The 18006-nt window shown below is 53.8% G+C and carries 17 protein-coding genes and 1 tRNA gene; 10 read left to right on the forward strand and 8 right to left on the reverse strand.

All coding sequences use genetic code 11. The annotated features are described in order from the left end of the window. Positions 1–36 precede the first annotated feature (36 nt). From ACN0V1_RS02485 to csiR, 4 genes are all read left to right on the forward strand, one after another. Positions 37–1176 carry an ABC transporter ATP-binding protein gene (locus ACN0V1_RS02485; RefSeq protein ID WP_417543465.1) on the forward strand — a complete coding sequence of 380 codons (1140 nt, stop codon included), beginning with the start codon at positions 37–39 and terminating at the stop codon, positions 1174–1176. Further along, positions 1173–2105 (forward strand): ABC transporter permease subunit, encoded by a 933-nt coding sequence (locus ACN0V1_RS02490; protein WP_417543466.1) that lies wholly within the window; start codon positions 1173–1175, stop codon positions 2103–2105. The genes ACN0V1_RS02485 and ACN0V1_RS02490 overlap by 4 nt, the downstream gene beginning before the upstream one ends. Beyond that, entirely contained in the window at positions 2102–2899 is a 798-nt protein-coding gene (locus ACN0V1_RS02495; RefSeq protein ID WP_417543467.1) for an ABC transporter permease subunit, read from the forward strand. Before ACN0V1_RS02490 ends, ACN0V1_RS02495 begins: the two co-directional genes overlap by 4 nt. A 64-nt stretch (positions 2900–2963) precedes the next feature. Beyond that, positions 2964–3674 (forward strand): DNA-binding transcriptional regulator CsiR, encoded by a 711-nt coding sequence (csiR, locus tag ACN0V1_RS02500; protein ID WP_417543468.1) that lies wholly within the window; start codon positions 2964–2966, stop codon positions 3672–3674. A gap of 81 nt (positions 3675–3755) precedes the next feature. On the opposite strand, the gene ACN0V1_RS02505 is transcribed toward csiR, so the two are convergent. The 3 genes from ACN0V1_RS02505 to dctP all read right to left on the reverse strand — a co-directional run bounded on the left by ACN0V1_RS02505 (position 3756) and on the right by dctP (position 6891). Further along, entirely contained in the window at positions 3756–5075 is a 1320-nt protein-coding gene (locus tag ACN0V1_RS02505) for a TRAP transporter large permease (protein ID WP_417543469.1), read from the reverse strand. A gap of 105 nt (positions 5076–5180) precedes the next feature. Then, on the reverse strand, positions 5181–5726 hold the full coding sequence (locus ACN0V1_RS02510) for a TRAP transporter small permease subunit (protein ID WP_417543470.1): 546 nt from the start codon (positions 5724–5726) through the stop codon (positions 5181–5183). Continuing rightward, entirely contained in the window at positions 5719–6891 is a 1173-nt protein-coding gene (dctP, locus tag ACN0V1_RS02515; RefSeq protein WP_417543471.1) for a TRAP transporter substrate-binding protein DctP, read from the reverse strand. The genes ACN0V1_RS02510 and dctP overlap by 8 nt, the downstream gene beginning before the upstream one ends. A gap of 206 nt (positions 6892–7097) precedes the next feature. On the opposite strand from dctP, the gene ACN0V1_RS02520 reads away from it, so the two are divergent. The 4 genes from ACN0V1_RS02520 (at position 7098) to ACN0V1_RS02535 (ending at position 10155) form a co-directional block, all read left to right on the forward strand. Further along, positions 7098–8276: an acyl-CoA dehydrogenase gene (locus ACN0V1_RS02520; RefSeq protein ID WP_417543472.1), complete on the forward strand. Its 1179-nt coding sequence runs from the start codon at positions 7098–7100 to the stop codon at positions 8274–8276. A gap of 26 nt (positions 8277–8302) precedes the next feature. Beyond that, entirely contained in the window at positions 8303–9526 is a 1224-nt protein-coding gene (locus ACN0V1_RS02525; RefSeq protein ID WP_417543473.1) for a CaiB/BaiF CoA transferase family protein, read from the forward strand. 126 nt (positions 9527–9652) lie between these two features. Then, the gene (locus ACN0V1_RS02530) at positions 9653–9904 is read left to right on the forward strand and encodes a type II toxin-antitoxin system Phd/YefM family antitoxin (RefSeq protein ID WP_417543474.1); all 252 of its coding nucleotides are present in this window, start codon (positions 9653–9655) and stop codon (positions 9902–9904) included. Beyond that, positions 9901–10155, forward strand: a complete 255-nt coding sequence (locus ACN0V1_RS02535; RefSeq protein ID WP_417543475.1) for a Txe/YoeB family addiction module toxin — start codon at positions 9901–9903, stop codon at positions 10153–10155. The genes ACN0V1_RS02530 and ACN0V1_RS02535 overlap by 4 nt, the downstream gene beginning before the upstream one ends. A gap of 111 nt (positions 10156–10266) precedes the next feature. Here ACN0V1_RS02535 and ACN0V1_RS02540 read toward each other — a convergent pair whose 3' ends face one another. Then, on the reverse strand, positions 10267–10971 hold the full coding sequence (locus ACN0V1_RS02540) for a winged helix-turn-helix transcriptional regulator (RefSeq protein ID WP_417543476.1): 705 nt from the start codon (positions 10969–10971) through the stop codon (positions 10267–10269). 172 nt (positions 10972–11143) lie between these two features. Here ACN0V1_RS02540 and ACN0V1_RS02545 point away from each other — a divergent pair, with 172 nt between their 5' ends. Next, entirely contained in the window at positions 11144–11725 is a 582-nt protein-coding gene (locus ACN0V1_RS02545; protein ID WP_417543477.1) for an OsmC family protein, read from the forward strand. A 93-nt stretch (positions 11726–11818) separates the two neighbouring features. Here ACN0V1_RS02545 and ACN0V1_RS02550 read toward each other — a convergent pair whose 3' ends face one another. From ACN0V1_RS02550 to ACN0V1_RS02565, 4 genes are all read right to left on the reverse strand, one after another. Continuing rightward, positions 11819–12649, reverse strand: coding sequence for an alpha/beta fold hydrolase (locus ACN0V1_RS02550; RefSeq protein ID WP_417543478.1), 831 nt, complete (start codon positions 12647–12649; stop codon positions 11819–11821). A 141-nt stretch (positions 12650–12790) separates the two neighbouring features. After that, positions 12791–14350, reverse strand: a complete 1560-nt coding sequence (locus ACN0V1_RS02555) for a winged helix-turn-helix domain-containing tetratricopeptide repeat protein (protein ID WP_417543479.1) — start codon at positions 14348–14350, stop codon at positions 12791–12793. Positions 14351–14626: 276 nt separating this feature from the next. Then, the gene (locus tag ACN0V1_RS02560) at positions 14627–15013 is read right to left on the reverse strand and encodes a RidA family protein (RefSeq protein WP_417543480.1); all 387 of its coding nucleotides are present in this window, start codon (positions 15011–15013) and stop codon (positions 14627–14629) included. Positions 15014–16082: 1069 nt separating this feature from the next. Next, positions 16083–16156: transfer RNA gene (locus ACN0V1_RS02565), tRNA-Gly, on the reverse strand. Positions 16157–16229: 73 nt separating this feature from the next. On the opposite strand from ACN0V1_RS02565, the gene ACN0V1_RS02570 reads away from it, so the two are divergent. Further along, entirely contained in the window at positions 16230–17954 is a 1725-nt protein-coding gene (locus ACN0V1_RS02570; protein WP_417543481.1) for a potassium/proton antiporter, read from the forward strand. Positions 17955–18006 lie beyond the last annotated feature (52 nt).

Below are 18006 nucleotides of genomic sequence, written 5' to 3' on the forward strand. Positions count from 1 at the left end.
TTTCCAGGATCGCTTTTTCGGGAGGGGGAAACCATCATGTCCGAAGTTATCTCGTCATCGGATGCAAGACCGTGGACCGATCCGAACGCGGTGCCATTTTTACAAATCAAAAATGTGACCAAGAAATTCGGCGCGTTTACGTCGGTCTACGACGTCTCGCTGGATATCTACAAAGGTGAGATTTTCTGCCTTCTGGGCGGATCGGGTTGCGGCAAGTCGACGCTGCTGCGGATGCTGTCGGGGTTCGAGGGTCTTACCTCCGGCCAGATCATCATCGACGGCCAGGATCAGGCCGGCATCCCGCCCTATAATCGGCCCACCAATATGATGTTTCAAACCTACGCGTTGTTTCCGCACATGACAGTGGAAAAGAACATTGCGTATGGGTTGAAGCGCGACGGTCTGCCACGGGCAGAGATTGCCACTCGCGTCACCGATATATTGTCGCTGGTGCAAATGGAAGGATTCGCCACCCGTAAGCCGCATCAACTGTCTGGGGGCCAGCGCCAACGAGTCGCGCTGGCACGCTCGCTGGTCAAAAAGCCCAAGCTGCTGATGCTGGACGAACCCCTGGGCGCGCTGGACAAGAAGCTGCGCGAAGAGACCCAGTTCGAATTAATCAAGATTCAGGAAAGCCTGGGCGTGACCTTTGTGGTGGTCACCCACGACCAGGAGGAGGCGATGACGCTGTCCAGCCGGATCGGTGTTATGACCGCAGGTGAGATCGTGCAAGTTGGCACTCCGCGCGAGATATATGAGTACCCGCGAAACCGGTTCGTTGCCGATTTCATTGGTTCGGTGAATATCTTCGAGGGCCGTATCGCCGAGGACGGGGAGAGCCACGTTATTGTCGCGTCACCCGAGGCAGGGTTGGACATCTATGTGCCCCACAGCATCAGCGGTGTGATCGGCCAAAAGGTCGCCGTTGCGGTGCGCCCGGAAAAAGTGGTGATCAGCAAGGATGATCTGGGAGATCTGCGTAACAAGCTGATTGGCACCGTTGATGAGATTGCCTACATGGGCGATGCGTCCGTGTATCAGATACGGCTGGATAACGGCAAACGTGTGCGCGTCACCCAGACCAATCTGACCCGCTCCGAGGAGAGCACTCTGAACTACGGTGACCGCGTGAACCTGGGCTGGGACGGCAGCGCCGGGGTTGTGGTGACGTCATGAGCAGCCTGCCGCTGGGAACCAGGATCGGGGCGGTTCTGGGCCGAATGGGGCTCAAGGGGCGCACCCTGGTCATCGCTATTCCGACCGTCTGGCTTCTGATTTTTTTTCTGATTCCCTTCCTCGTGGTCGCGAAAATCTCGTTTTCTGTGGCCGCTATTGCCCGGCCGCCCTATTTGCCAATCGCCGAATGGGTCGATGGTTTTTTCAGGATCAACCTGAATTTCGGTAACTATCTGTTCCTCCTGGAAGATCCTCTCTACGTTGCGGCCTATCTGGGCTCGGTCAAGATTGCCGGCATCTCGACACTCATCGCCTTGTTGATCGGGTACCCGATGGCCTACCTGATCGCGCGCTCAGAACCGGGTCGGCGCAACCTGTTGCTGATGCTGGTTGTGCTGCCGTTCTGGACGTCGTTCCTACTGCGGGTGTATGCATGGATCGGGTTTCTCAAGAGCAATGGCGTTATCAACAACTTTCTGATGAGCACCGGTATCATCGACGAGCCGTTAGTGATGCTACAGACGGATTTCGCGGTCTATGTCGGCATCGTTTATACCTATCTGCCGTTCATGATCCTGCCGCTTTATGCCAATCTGGTGAAACTGGACGAGGCCTACCTTGAAGCCTCTGCCGATCTGGGCGCGCGCCCGATCACCACGTTCTTTACCGTCACTATGCCGCTGTCGTTGAGCGGGATTATCGCGGGCTGCATGTTGGTGTTCATTCCCGCAGTGGGCGAATTTGTCATTCCGGCGCTGCTGGGCGGGCCGGATACGCTGATGATCGGCCAGGTGCTCTGGAATGAGTTCTTCTCGAACCGGGATTGGCCCATCGCTTCCGCCGTCGCCATCGTGATGCTGTTCGTTCTGGTCATCCCCATCATGCTGCTACGCTGGGCGCAGTCAGCGGGTGAAGGAGAAGCGCAATGAAGCGTAAGTCCCGGTTCCTTGCGATTGTTGGCGTTCTCGGCTTCGTATTCCTTTACGCGCCGATCCTGTCACTGGTGATCTTCAGCTTTAATGAAAGCCGCCTGGTGACCGTTTGGGGCGGATTCTCAACCAAGTGGTATGGCGAGTTGTTCCGCGATCCACAAATCCTGGATGCCGCCTGGGTTAGCCTGCGGATCGCCCTGGCCAGTGCAACCCTGTCTATTGTGATCGGTACCGTGGCCTCATTCGTGCTGATCCGGTTCCAACGCTTTCGCAGCAAGACGCTGCTGAGCATGATGATTACCGCGCCGCTGGTCATGCCTGAGGTGATCATTGGCCTGTCGTTGCTGTTGATGTTCGTCGCTATGGAAAGCGTTATCGGTTGGCCCGGAGGGCGTGGCATCCTGACGATCATCATCGCGCACTCGACGTTTGGCGCGGCCTATGCGGCAGTGATTATCCAATCGCGGCTGGTGGACATGGATCTGTCGATAGAAGAGGCAGCGCTGGATCTTGGTGCGCGCCCGGTACGGGTATTCTTCGATGTGACACTGCCGGTGATCGCCCCGGCGCTGATGTCGGGCTGGCTACTGGCCTTCACCCTCAGCCTGGATGATCTGGTGGTTGCCAGCTTTGTCTCCGGCCCGGGCGCCTCAACCCTGCCAATGGTGATCTTCTCCAAAGTCCGGCTGGGAGTCAGCCCGGACGTGAATGCGCTGGCGGCGATCATTATCGGTGTTGCCTCGTTGGGGATCATTATTGCGGCCTTGCAGGTTAACCGCCAGGCCAGGTAGCCATCCCATTGCCTCCTATCGAATTATGTTATGCTTCGATATCAATTTTGCGAACGTTCTGACCATGAATCTGACAGCACGCCCAGAAGAGCCGGCGGATATCAAAGAGAACCTCGGTATCCGCGCGTACAAACAGCTAAAGAATGACATTATCAAAGGTCAGCTCCGCCCCGACGAAAAGCTCCGCATGAGTGTATTGAAGGAGCGCTATGACCTCGGCATTGGACCTCTGCGTGAGGCGTTGTCGCAATTGGTAGCCGAGCAATTAGTTGTGGCAATCAGCCAACGCGGCTATCGCGTTTCTCCTATGTCGCTTGCTGAACTGCACGATTTGTATGACGCACGTGCCGAGCTGGAGGCCATGATGCTGGGCTTGGCGATTGAACGGGGCGATGACAATTGGGAAGCGGGTATATTGGGCAAAAATTATCAACTCGCTAAAGTGAGTGAAGCCAACACGCCCGACTCACTGCTGGAAGTATGGGATGCCCGCCATAGCAGTTTCCATACAGCTCTTGTGAGCGGTTGCAGCTCTCCCCAGCTAATGAAAGTACGCGATGGCCTCTTTGACAAGGTTCAGCGATATCGTCATGTCTGGCTGAAAGCCACCGTTTTTTCCAAGGAGGCCTTGGAGCAAAAGCGCAAAGAACACGATGCTCTCGTAGAGATCACACTTGCCCGCCGCAAAAAAGATGCCGAAAGGATGATGCGCGAACACCTGATGACGCCTGTTCCGATTATCACAGCAATAATGCAGCAACAAGGGACTGCTTGAAGGCAGCCCACTGAAAGAATAAAGGGACTATGGCGTCCCTTTATACTGCTATCGTTTTCCGGGGAATGGACTAAGCGGCTGCTAGAACAACAGGCCGGGTAGCCACAGTGCAATCATCGGAAAAGCGACAACCAGAGCAAGGCCAAAAAGCTGCAAGCCAACGTAGGGCAGCGCCGAGTGATAAATGTCCACAATGGTGATGGATTTTGGGGCCACCGATCGCATGTAGAAGAGGTTGTATCCGAAGGGCGGCGTCAAATACGCTGATTGCATGCTGAGGATAAACAGCACCGCAAACCAGGTAGTGTCAAAGCCCATGTCGCGCACGATCGGTACGTAAATCGGGATGGTAATGAACAATATGGCAAAATCATCCAGAAACATTCCCAAGACGAAAAAGCTGAACAGCATGATGAGGATGACGACATAGGGTGATAGTGAGAAAGCATCAATTGAGTCAGTGATGATCTCATCAGCACCCAACCCCATGTAGATTCGGCTGAAAAAGACGGCCGCAATAGCAATCCACAAGAGCATGCCAGTGATTTTTGTAGTGGATAGCATAACGTAACGCAGCAGATTCCAGTTCAGCCTACCGTGCATAGCCGCGATGACTAGCGCGCCAGCGGCGCCGACAGCAGAGGCCTCAGACGGAGACGTTACACCACCAATAATGCAGCCCAGCACAGTCGTGACCAGAATACCCGGGGATATAAGGTGGCGGAGCGACTTCAGTTTTTCTTTGGCTGTGAAGCGCTCTTCCACGGGCGCCGCAGGGCCGAGCGCAGGGTTCCGGCGGCAGCGTATCAAAATGTAGACCATATAGATGCCCGCCAACATCAAACCGGGCATCAAACCCGCAGCAAACAACTTGCCCACAGACTCACGTGCAAGAAAGGCATAAACAATCATCAACACACTTGGCGGGATCAGAAAGCCGAGTGCCCCGCCGGCCATGATGGTACCCGTAGCCAGCCGCTTGTCGTAACCTCGCTTAAGCATTGCAGGCAGTGCAATGATGCCCAGGCTTACGGTCGCCGCACCCGAGACACCTGCCATCGCGGCTATAAGGGCACAGATCAGAATGGTGCCGACACCAAGACCGCCAGGAAGCCGACCCATCAGCTTGTGTATCATCTCGAAAAGGTCGTCAGTTATTCCTGAGCGCTCAAGCACCAGCCCCATGAATATGAACAACGGAAGTGCCGCCAGCAAAAAGTTGTCCATGGTGCTGTAGGCTGATGAAAGCAGGAATTGCAGCCCACCAGGGCCAAACATCAAGTAGGCACTGCCCATGCCCGATATCATGAGTGCCCATGCCAGCGGAGCACCCATTACCATCAGAATAATCATGGAGGAAAACATGATGGCAGTGATGGCAAAGGGATCTAGATCTATCATAGAAAAAGCCTTTCCAGGGACTATCTCAGCGATAGACCCAAATGTGTTTCTTGGTGCGTCACGATAAGCATGGCTGCGTTGTCTGTCTTACCGGGGGCGCCTCAATCAGGCGCCTTGCTCATCACGCTGGTCTCGCGGGTCGTCATACTGCACGCCCGACAAACGGGCTAAGGCGCGGACAAGCTCTGCCATGGACTGCAGAATCAGAAAACCGACAGCAACAGGGATTGTTGCTTTAACGGGCCATACCATTGGGCGCCATATGCTGCTGTTGGAGTACTCGCCTATTTCCCATGAACGATAGGCAAATTCCACCGCCATTTTGAAAAACACAGCCAAAACGAGAATGCCCAACGAAAATACGATCACGTCACAAAGGGCTTGAACACGCACCGGAAACAAACGGTAGATGACATCGCTGCACACGTGCTGCCGATGGAGCAACGTATAACTCCCGGCCAGTATGGCCAATGCACCGAAGAACATTGTTGCCAACTCGTGCCCCCACACGGTGGGGGCGTTAAAAATATAGCGAGCAGCAACTTCATAGAGCAGTACACCGATGATACCTAACGTCAGCCAGGAGGTGGCTCGGCCAATCCATTCGGAGAGCCCGTCCTGAAAACGAAGATAGCGGGTAATCTTACTCACTGAGGCGCCCTTTCACTTTGGCATTTTCGATCAGGATTTCGACGGCGCGGGCATTGCGCTCGGAATGGGCGGCCTCTTCTTTCCAGATCGGAAGGGAAGCCTCCGCCAATCCGCGTGAATCCTTTTCTGGCAAAACGGAGAATTTAAACAGCTTGCCTTCGTCGATGAGGCGCTGATTGCCTTCTTCAAGCCAGTTATGGATGTCCAGAAGATATTGATCAATTTCTGCTGCAACTATCTTTTGTTGCTCGTCGCTCATCTTCTCCCATGTATCTGGATTGATAAGCACACTTTCTGTCCAGCCCGGATTGAGCAGGTTTATATCGGTGTAATAGCCGGCCACTTCGTTGATTCGCAGCTGCTCGTACTCCACTGGGCCACCATAAATAGCACCGTCAATGACACCCGTCGAAAGAGCAATGTAAATTTCTTCACCCGGGATGAAGGCGGTGGGGATATCAAACTTTTCCAGTACGGTGGCGATTGAGCTGGTGGCCCGAATACGCATGTCAGAAAGATCTTCAAGGCTGGTGATCGGTTCGCGAGTAACCAGACCATAATCACTGCCAAAACCCCGCCCGATCAGTTTGACCCCTTTTTCTTCATAGGCTGTCGCAATTAGCTTGTCCAAGCCTTGATTAGCAAAAACATCACGAGCTTCTTCTACGCTCACCCAAGCGCCTGGCAAGCCAGCTTCAATCGTGCCGATACCAACCGTACCCGGCCAATAGCTGCCTACACCGTGAGCGATATCGACACTGCCACGCGCAACGGCTTCCACAAACTGATCGCTGTCTACCAGCTCACCACCACGGAAGAACTGAATTCGGATAGAGCCGTCACTGGCTTCTTTAACGCGATCTCGAAGGTCGGAAGCGATTTGATCGACTTCTGTGCCGTAAAACGTATGCATGCGCAGACGCAGCGTGTCAGCGTAGACCGCCTGGCTGGCCAGCACGGAAACCGCAAGGGAAGTGGCAAGAAGGCTTTTCACGAATGCAGAGAGATTCATAAGAGGACCCTTAATCTGTAAGGAATGTTGTTGTTTGTTGTAGGTACATCGAGTGTCCGGAACGTCTAAACCGGATTCAGTGTAGCCCCATATAAATAGAACATGCCACAAAATTTCTACAAATTTGTAAAATATCCACGTTATTTGATCCATAGCAATTAAACCACACCTGCATGCACCCTAAGCCTAACTTGGCCTTATGCCGTGCAACGTAGGCTTTCTCTCGATACCGTCATTCGACTATCGGGCGAACATGCGTTTTCTTACGAGAAATATTTTGACGTTTTATTAAAATGTCGATATTTTGCTAGAACGTTTCCTGCACACCAATCGCCACTATCAGCTTTGGAGCTTTGACGATGAGCCGTTTTAATTGGGACGACCCACTACTGCTGGAACAGCAGTTGACTGACGAAGAGCGCCAGATTCGTGACGCTGCCTACGACTACTGTCAGGAAAAACTCCAGCCACGTGTCCTGTCTGCGTTTCGCGAGGAACGCTTTGACCGCGAGATCATGAGCGAGATGGGCGAACTCGGCTTGTTGGGTGCTACGGTTGCACCGGAATACGGCGGTGCGGGCGTCAACCACGTTGCTTATGGGCTGATTGCGCGTGAAGTAGAGCGTGTCGATTCCGGCTACCGTTCCGCCATGAGCGTGCAGTCGTCGCTGGTGATGTATCCCATCGAAGCTTATGGCTCGGAAGAACAGAAACAGAAATATTTGCCCAAACTTGCCAGCGGCGAAACCGTCGGCTGTTTTGGCCTGACAGAACCTGACCACGGCTCCGACCCCGGCTCGATGATCACGCGTGCCGAAAAAGTGGATGGCGGCTACCGCCTCACTGGCGCCAAAATCTGGATCACCAACAGTCCGATTGCCGACATTGCAGTGGTGTGGGCGAAATCCGCTGCCCATGATAACCAGATTAAGGGTTTTATCGTCGAGCGTGGCACTAAAGGTTTCAGCACACCGAAAATTGAGGGCAAAGTTTCTCTGCGTGCGTCCATCACGGGCGAAATCGTACTTGATAATGCTTTTGTTCCCGAAGAAAACCTGCTGCCTGACGTCAGCGGCCTGAAAGGCCCGTTTGGTTGCCTGAACAAAGCTCGCTTCGGTATCGCCTGGGGCGTAATGGGCACGGCTGAATTCTGCTGGCACGCAGCGCGTCAGTACACCCTGGACCGCAAGCAGTTTGGCCGCCCGTTGGCCGCTAACCAATTGATTCAGAAAAAACTGGCCGACATGCAGACCGAGATCACCCTGGGCTTGCAGGCAGCGTTGCAGGTAGGTCGCTTGATGGACAGCGGCAACTGGGCACCAGAGATGGTTTCGCTGATCAAGCGCAATAACTGTGGCAAGGCACTGGATATCGCTCGTCAGTCCCGTGACATGCACGGCGGTAACGGCGTTTCGGACGAGTATGGCGTGATTCGCCACATGGTGAACCTGGAGTCGGTTAACACCTATGAAGGCACGCATGACGTTCATGCACTGATCCTGGGTCGTGCTCAAACCGGGCTCCAGGCCTTTTACTGATTTTTTTCTAACGGCAGGTGTGCACCATGGCAGGTCCCTTGAAAAAGTTGCGCGTACTTGATCTCAGCCGCGTGTTGGCGGGTCCCTGGAGCACCCAGATTCTTGCAGACATGGGGGCCGAGGTTATCAAGATCGAGAGGCCCGATAGTGGCGATGATACACGCCTCTGGGGGCCTCCCTGGCTCAAGGCCGAAAATGGCGAGAACACCCGCGAGTCTGCCTACTTTCTCGCGGCCAACCGCGGTAAACACTCACTGACGGTGGATATCAGCCAGCCCGAAGGTCTGGAATTGATCCGTGAGCTCGCGAGCCAAAGCGACATCCTGGTCGAGAATTTCAAAAGCGGTGGCTTGGCGAAGAAAGGGTTGGACTACGCCACCCTCTCTGCGCTCAACCCGGGCCTGATCTATTGCTCGATCACCGGTTTCGGGCACACCGGGCCAATGGCCGAAATGCCGGGTTACGACTACCTGATTCAGGCGCAAGGCGGGCTGATGAGCATTACCGGGGCGGCGGACGACCAGCCTGGCGCCGGCCCAAAACGCGTCGGTGTCGCTGTAGCAGATTTGACCACTGGCATGAACGCCACCATAGCCATTCTGGGCGCTCTGTACCACCGAACCCAGACAGGCGAAGGGCAGCATATCGATATGGCGCTGCTTGATGTTCAGGTGAGCTGGCTAGCGAACCAGGCGCAGAACTATTTCTGCAGTGGCAAACCCCCAACGCGCACGGGTGACTATCACCCCAATCTCGTGCCCTACCAGCCCTTTCCCACCGCTGATGACCAACAGATCATCATTGCCATAGGGAACAATGGGCAGTTTCAGCGCTTCTGCGAGGCCATTGGCCACGGCGAGCTTGCCCAGGACGCGCGTTTTGCGACCAATGCTGAGCGAGTGAAACACCGCGTTGAGCTGATCAAGGTATTAGTGAGCGCGACCAAAACACGCACGCTGAAGCAATGGACCCTGCTTCTCAATGAGATTGGTGTGCCCTGCGGCCCGATTCAGGATATCGCCCAGGTATTCGATGATCCTCAAGTGCAGGCGCGCGGCATGGAGGTGACCCTCGATTCCGCTCATGGCCCGGTGAAGAGCGTGGCCAATCCGATCAAATACTCGAAAACTCCGCTTGAATACCACAAAGCGCCGCCCGCACTGGGAGAAGACACTTCCGCGGTGCTTGAGCGCGTGCTGCAAAAGACCGCCAGTGAGATCGAGGCGCTAAAGAGAAAGGGTGTGGTTTAGCGCGTAAAGCGATAGCCGGCTTGGAGCCGCGAAGCGGCGCACAATCGGTCGCTGTGTAGCCAATTGTTAAATCTTTACTTGTACGATATCCTGTACCAGTACAACATTATGTACAGGAGTGATCTTATGGATGTAATCAGCTACTCAGCTGCCAGAACCAATCTGGCAAAAACCATGGAGCAGGTCTGCGAAGACCGTTCCCCAATCATTATCACCCGGAGCAAATCGCAGTCCGTGGTGATGATCTCACTTGAAGACTACGAAGCGTTGCAGGAGACAGCCTACCTTCTGCGTGCGCCGAAGAATGCCCGACGACTATTAGAATCCGTTGCCGAATTGGAACAAAGCGGCGGACAAGAAAAGGAACTTCTTGAGTGAAGCTTATCTTCTCCGAGAATGCCTGGGAAGACTATCTGTACTGGCAAAAAACCGATAAAAAGGTTCTTAACCGAATCAACAAGTTGATTAAAGAAACCAAGCGCGAGCCGTTCGAAGGTATTGGTAAACCAGAGCCCCTAAAACATAGCCTGGCTGGCTACTGGTCTCGCCGAATCAACGAAGAGGATCGCATGGTCTACAAGGTCACGGATGACGCTCTACTTATCGCTCAACTCCGGTACCATTACTGATTTAAAGCTTTTGTTCAGCAACGACTTTTTTGCAACGGAGCGGAGAAAGAAAAATGCGTCCGGTGGAGGGCCGTCAGGCCCGGCGGACGTTCCAGCCGAACAAAACTGTTATTAAACAGCAGCAATCCTGGTCAACTCGGGATCACCCGGGCGAATATCACAGAATGGATTAATACCAAGCCAATCAGTCATTGTTTTTGCCAAATGCTTTTTGCCGTGTGCAGTGACGCGTTCGCCCTGCAACGCAGCCTTTAACCCCAGGTCACCTTCCCATATTTCAACCATGGCACGCAGCGAGCTGCGGATATATAGGTCGACATCCAGTCCGGGATTTTCTGTACAGAGGTCGGCGGTTCCGTCACGCACGATAATCCACCAACTGTTGTATCTCTCTATGTCATTAAAAATGAAACAGAATACCGTCTCACCCTCAGGCAATTTATCGATCTGCAGGCGGCGCTGGATATCCCACATCAGAAATTCAACATCCAGCTCCTCATCACGCAGTTGCCCGCGAGCCCAGCGCATACCCCACACCGCAAGGTTTTCGATCAACGGTTCCAGTTCTTTGCCCGCCGGGGTCAGATAATAGTCACGCCCGGTGCGGCCCTGTTTTGATTTGCGCACCACCACGCCCGCGAGCTCAAGTTCCTTGAGCCGCTTGGTTAGCAATGACGGGGAAATTCGTGACAAGCCGCGCTGAATATCACTGTAACGATGTGAACCCAGAAAGAGCTCCCGCAGAATCAGCAACATCCAGCGTTCACCAAGTAACTCGGTCGCCTTCGCAATCGGGCAGAACTGTCCGTAGTCCATAAATCCTCACCTCAAGTTATTTTGAATCAAGGACAACCCACAATCAGATTACTACAGATTTAGTAGCTGTTTACTACATTTTCAGTCGTATCAGTCGAACCCGTGGTTGCATAACCTTTTCATATCGACAGATTGCGTCGATAAACAACCAACCACGTTAGGAGCAATAATCATGACCAATACAGCCATCAAAACTGACCACATCGTAAACGGCATTGATACAGCCCGCATTGTTGAACTCGCGACCAAAATGTCGCAGGACGATAACTACGGCAACTTCCGATTCCGTGCTGACAATGAGTGGGTCAACGGGAATTTGAGCCGCACCGCAATCAAGGACTTCTATGCAGGCAACGACGAAAGGACCGAGCGCGCCCATGCACTCATCGTTGCCGCAGACCAGCCCGCGTTTCTGGCGGGAGACAACACCGCCCCCAACGCCGTTGAACACTATCTGAATTCGTTGGTGAGTTGCATCACCACCACTGTCGTTGCCCACGCATCGGTGCAGGGCTTTGCGATCCAGGCGTTCAATGCTTCGGCTGAAGGTGAGATGGATGCACGCGGTTTCTTCGGTGTTTCAGACGATGCCAACCGTGGCTTTAGCAAGGTTCGCGTCGACGTGAAAGCCAAGACGTCTGCCGATGAAGCAACTGTGAGAAAGCTGATGAGCTACTCTCCAGTATATGAGTTGGTATCCAAAGCCATTCCGGTTGACGTCAATATAACGGTAGAGCAATTAACCAGAGCTTGATCTATTCAATGCCTGCCAATCAGACTGAGGGAACACCCAGTGTTCCCTCAGTTTTTTTTGTTCCGCTGAAGGCAGGTTGCCTCCAGCATATTTTCAACCTCCGCTGGCCGCCAACCTGACCGATTGCGCCTCACTCTCTACCCGCTCAATAACCGCCAGTATGGCGTTGCCGACAATCTCGGAATGCGTCAGTGGCCCCATATGACCCATGCCGGCCAGGGTCACAAGTGAAGCCTGGGGGAACTGCCGCGTGAGTATTTCCGACATTCTTTTTGCGTGGGCGTTGGTTTGCTCACCCACGAGTAGATTGACGGGGCCGGGGTAACTGATGGCTGACAGCGCATGGGGGTCAACCGAATAGGCTTCTCTGAAATCCTGGTGCACCACAGGAGCCAGCCTGGCCAGCCTGGCTCGGGCGTTATCCGACAACCGCGACCAGGCATCAGCTTCGTGCCAGAAGTTAATAAAGGACTCCATTCCCACAGCGCCGGACGTTCCCCGGACAATCTCCGATAACCCCAGGATATCGCCGAGCAAGCTTAGATCCTCCGGTTGGTCCGTGCCTCTCAACAGCGACGGTGACACCGGCTCGAACAGCGTCAGGCTTGTGATTTGGTGTGGAATTCTGGCGACGACCTCAAGAGCCACTGAGCCGCCAAAAGAATGGGCCACCAAGTGGGTTGGTCGCCCGGACTGTTCAATGGTGTCGATGATTGGCCAGGCTCGTTCTTCAAGGGTCGAGACAGTGTCTGGTTCGGGCGTGTTATTGGCGCCGTACCCTGTCAGGTCGGGCGCGAACACCGCCCGCCGGGCCGTGGATAGCGTCGCAAGCCGACGCCATAGTGATCCCGTACTGGCAGAGCCGTGGATTGCAGTAATGGGTAGTAAATCTTCGCGGTAATCAGAAAGCTGTGGAATGTGCATGATCATCTCCTGAGTCAGTGGCGTAAGGCAAACCATGGTTTGGGTCACCCTCAGGATGTATTACTGCAAAAAGGAAACGGCCAAGCTTGAAGAAAATCGGGGGAATTCTGTAGAACTCGAGAGGTTGAACGTTAAAATCCGTCAGAGCCCTAAGCGGGTGAGCGAAGACTGGATCAGAGTGCGAATATTGCCGGCAACAAACGGCAGGGCCTTGAAGAAATACTGGCTGTCGATGTCTGGGTGTCGGGCTTTAGCCCGATCGATCCATTTAGCCGCAGCAACAGGGTCCTGGGCCATTTCACAGGTCGACGCCGCGAGGATATCCATCACCACAATGGACTCTGGCTGCAGTGCGGCTTTTTCGGCCCAAAGCCGGGCATTGTCGATGTCTTCATCGGCCAGGTAGGAAAACGCCCTGATGCCATAAAACCCATAGAGGAATGGGTCCAGCGGGCTCAGGGAAATCGCCTGTTCAGAACTGTCATAGCTCCTGAGCTCGTTGCTGGTCATCAAGGACGCCAAGCCATGAGCGTAAAATCCCTGGGCGTAGTTGGGGTTTAGCGCGAGTGCCCGCTCTAACCAAGGCAAACTCGCCTCAGTGTTGCCATGGAGCCAGTGGGTTCGGCCCATAGCGAAATTGGCCAAGGGGTCCAACCGGTCGAGTTCGATACTTTTCTCAGCGCTTCTGGTCGCATTCGCGATGGTGTCGTTCCTGTCGACGCCCGGGTAGAGATTGAAGGCGTTCTGAAACTCCGCCGAAGAGAGCCCGGCGTGAGCTCTCGCAAAGCCGGGTTCGAGTGAAACAGCGCGGGTAAAAAGAGCAACGGCCTTGCGATTATCAATCTCAGTGAATCGATACAGGTGAGCGATCCCCAGATGGTAGGCTTCCCATGCATCCAGATTCTCAGGCGCTTTCAATTGAGCCAACTGAGCCTCGCTATCCGAGATGCGAAGCTCCAGAACACTGATCATTCGCTTGATAATGTCAGATCGCAGATCATGGATGTCATGGGCATTCACGAGAATTCGGTCGGCCCACACCACCGAGCCGCTGAGAATATCGGAAAGCTCAATGCTCAGAATCAGCTGCCGTCTTTCCTGCTCAATAAAACCGGACAGGCAGTAACGCACAGACGTCAATTGGCACAACGCTTCCAGCCCCGTTTTATCGCCGCCCACCCGAAACGAGCTTGATCTGGAAATCACCTTCAGCCACCGCAGCCTCGATAGCCCGGAAATAACATCGTGGGCAAGGCCCTGAGGCACGATTGAAAGCCCCTCATTCACAGATTGAAAGGGCAGCACGATAATGGACGGGCGGGAATCTCCGGCGGTTTGATAAACGTCTTTTCCTGCGGTTGGTCCGCTGGTTTGAATCGACGGGCTGGAAGGAAAGGCATTCACCTCGCCAACAAACCGGAACCCGATACCGTGAACGGTTTTGATTAAACGTTGGGCGGTGCCATCGTCACCAATCGCCTGGCGTGCACTCTTGATGCGGCTGGAGATAGCCGCATCAGACATGATGCGCCCTCGCCAGATGCGCTCGATCATTTCATCCTTGGAAACAACTTTGTGCCGGTTTTCGATCAGCGTGTGCAGTACCGAGAAGACTTGCGGTTCAACAGCTACCAGTGTGTCACCCTGAAAGAGCTGATAGGTATCAGTATTGAGGCGGTAATTGTCGAAAGCAACAATCATGATGTCGGGCCTGAAAAATTATTGACGCTCTGTAAGGCTCAACCACGCTCGAAATTTACCGAGCTGAGTCATCGACTTCACTTTCCTCGAAGATAGCGGATTAGGCCGCCGCGATCGACTCGAAACACTCGGCGTAAATCAGCTGCGCGCTAGGGATCACCCTAACTATAGAAGGGGGCTACTGTTCGTGGGTAACTCGGAAATATAACGCCTAGGTAACCGCCAGCGGAGGGAACCAAAAAGCAGAAGGCTTTTGGTGTACGGTTGACTGATTGGCTATACCTGATCCAGGACACAGTCAATTTCCGTCTCCACAAGCCATGCTGGATCTATGAAGCGACTCACTTCTACGAAAGTGCATGCTGGCTTTATTGTGGAGAACAGCTCTCCATGTGCCTTTGCTGCGTCTTCCCAACGCGTTATATCCGTTAGCATGATTCGAGTTCTGGTTATGTCTGTCGGGTTCCCGCCTGCTTCTTTAATAGCTTGAATAGACAACTCCAAGCAGTACTTTGTCTGCCCATACACATCACCGACGCAAGTGGTTTCACCATTTTTTATAGGTGCAGTACCGGAGACAGCAATAACGTTTCCAACTCGACATGCTCTCGAAAAACCAATCGGATCTTCCAGATGAGATCCTGAACTTACAAGCTTCCTCATTAGTTTCTCCGTCAGGTATAACGCTGCCAGCACGCACGGCTTTGTAGTGGAGGCGAAGCCGCAACGGAAAAGCCGTCGCTGTGCCTGGTTTGGTTATGCATTTTATCGTAGCCCTTTGGACCACACTGTTTTAACTACACCAAAAAACCGACGATCTATCTCTATCGGACCAGAATGAGGGGAGTCCAATGTGGCCGAAAAGAGTATTTGGCACGGGTAATCGTCATATTGAAATGGCACGCTCTTCTTACTCAAGAAGAACTCTATATAATTCCGATCATTCTCCACTTCAAACGGTGAATCGCAACCGGTGGTGAACTCAAAATCATGCTTCCCTATCGACTCGGCCTCTATGCTCCAGCTTATATCTTTCAAATGGTCTATAGGAAAGGGCCAGCTATTCTCAAACAGCACCACCGGATTAAAGTGCAAATTCATCGACTGACGCCTGTTTTCATGGGACGTCACCGTTGCTGTACTCAAATGGATTCTCATTTTCTACTCATATTCGACGGTGTAGTGCATAACAGCTAATTCAACGACAAATGACATCTATGCTAAACGCGTCTATTCCCCCGCGTCGCGGGTGTCACCCATCAAATTTGTCTTTATTATCAAAAAACTACCTACTCTAAAAGGTAGCCTGCCTGGAAATAAGCGTCAATTGTCGGATTTCCTGCAAAATATCTGTTCGCTTATCTAGCATCGTTCTTCGCTGACTGTTCCATATTTTTCATAGGGTTGTAAGCTGTGCAGTCGAAAAATCATGACGTTTTGCGACAGTTGTCATCTATCTCCGTTTTTCGCCGTGCAATTGCGGCAAGCCAGCCTTAAAACTGAGTCGTATTCCTTGCCAATCACTCGTTGATTGTCGAGTGTGATCAGCCGTCGGTGAGGGAGTGGCGCAATGCAAAGCAGCTTGGCCAGGCTGGAAGCGGCGAACTGCCAGGCCCAGCCACACAGTTTCCGGGCAGCGACAGCTAAGAACAGCGTCATCTGCTTTGACGGCGGCCAACCATTTGATACAAGTGTGCTTTACGGTGATACTGAAAGGCATCGAAGTTCGGTTTGGAGCGGGTGATGGGAATCGAACCCACGTGTGCAGCTTGGGAAGCTGCCGTTCTACCATTGAACTACACCCGCCAGAAGGCGTGACTACCCGCGCAATATAAGCGCTTCCGCCGGTTCCCGGCAAGCATTCTCTTTTGGAGTTCTGATGGATCCAACGCTCACCCTGGTAGGTGCCCTGATGCTCGTCATCAGCATCGTTCTGAGCCCGCTTTCCAGCCGGGTCGGTATGCCGGTACTGCTTATTTTCCTGGCGGTGGGCATGATGATGGGCAAAGACGGCCCGGGCGGCATTGAATTCGACGATTTCCAGCTCTCTTTCCTGGTCGCCAATCTGGCGCTGGGCGTTATCCTGCTTGATGGCGGCATGCGCACACGGGCAGAAACCTTCCGGGTAGGCCTGAAGCCCGCCCTGGTACTGGCAACCATTGGCGTAGCCATGACGGCTCTGGGGGCTGCATTCGTTGCCTGGCTGGTCTTTGATCTGAACTGGATGACTGCCCTGCTCATCGGTTCCATCATTTCATCAACGGATGCGGCCGCAGTATTTTCACTGTTGCAAGGTCGCGGGCTGCACTTGAATGAGCGCGTAAGCGCGACGCTGGAAATCGAATCCGGCAGTAACGACCCTATGGCGATTTTCCTGACGCTGATGATGGTCTCGGTGATTGCCAGCGGTGGCGAACACGCGATCCAGGATTCGCTGATACTGTTGTTCAAGCAGTTCAGCATTGGGGGCGTTGGCGGTATCCTTGGCGGCTTTCTGATTGCTGAGCTGACCAATCGCATCCGCCTGACGCCGTCGCTTTACCCATTGCTGGTGGTCGCTGCCGGTATCCTGGTGTTTTCTGTCGTCAACGCCCTCGGCGGTAGCGGGTTTCTGGCCATCTACCTGAGTGGTGTTGTGATTGGTAACCGCCAGGTACGGATGATGCCCATGATCCTCCAGGTACACGATGGTCTGGCGTGGCTGGCCCAGCTCTGTCTGTTCCTGATTCTCGGCTTGCTGGTTAATCCATCCGACCTGCTTCCCCTGGCGGGAAGCGGCCTGATACTGGCGCTGGCGCTGATTTTTGTGATCCGCCCGTTAACCGTCATGCTCACCGTCTGGCCTTTTGGCTTTAATCGCCGGGAGCTGGGCTTTATCAGCTGGGTGGGGCTCCGGGGAGCCGTACCTATTGTCCTGGCCCTGTTCCCGATTATTGCCAACCTGCCCGAGGCACAACTGGTTTTTCATGCCGCTTTTTTTATTGTTCTGGTTTCTCTGCTGGTTCAAGGTACAACGATCACCCCGCTTGCGCGCAAACTGCGCCTGGAGATCCCGGCAAACGGCGAGCCTTACCGGCGCCTGCCACTGGACGCACCTGCGGCCGGCGATCACGAGCTGATGCTGTTCCCCTTGCGGGGAGAAAACTGGGAAACTCCTCGAGTCCTGGGCCAGCTTCGCTTTCCGGAAAACACAGCCGTTGCAGGCGTATTCCGCAATCGGGTCTGCCTGCAACCCAAGGCAGATCTGGAAGTCTCCAGTGGCGATATGGTCGCCATGTTTGCTACGCCCAGTGTTCTGAAAGAGCTAGGCAAGTCACTGAGTGGCCGCCACACACCAAAATACCTCGCAGAGAGGGCTTTCTTTGGCGATTTCGTGCTGAACGGAGATGCGCTGCTTGGTGATGTAGAGCAGGTTTATGGCATTGAATTCGATGAGCTGCCACCTGAATTGTCACTGGCGGAGTGCTTTGCCAAGCGCACCAAGGGGCACCCGGTTGTTGGCGATACAGTGGTTCTGGGGCCTGTTACTCTGGTAGCGAGGGCCACCGAGGCAGACCAGGTCACCAAGGTTGGTCTGAAAATGGACAAGTCACAAAATGCCTGATATCTGCATCGGATAGCTATAAAAGTTAACAAAACCCCTTAACCTCTGGCAG

The organism is Marinobacter sp. (assembly GCF_048266785.1).
GTDB lineage: Bacteria > Pseudomonadota > Gammaproteobacteria > Pseudomonadales > Oleiphilaceae > Marinobacter.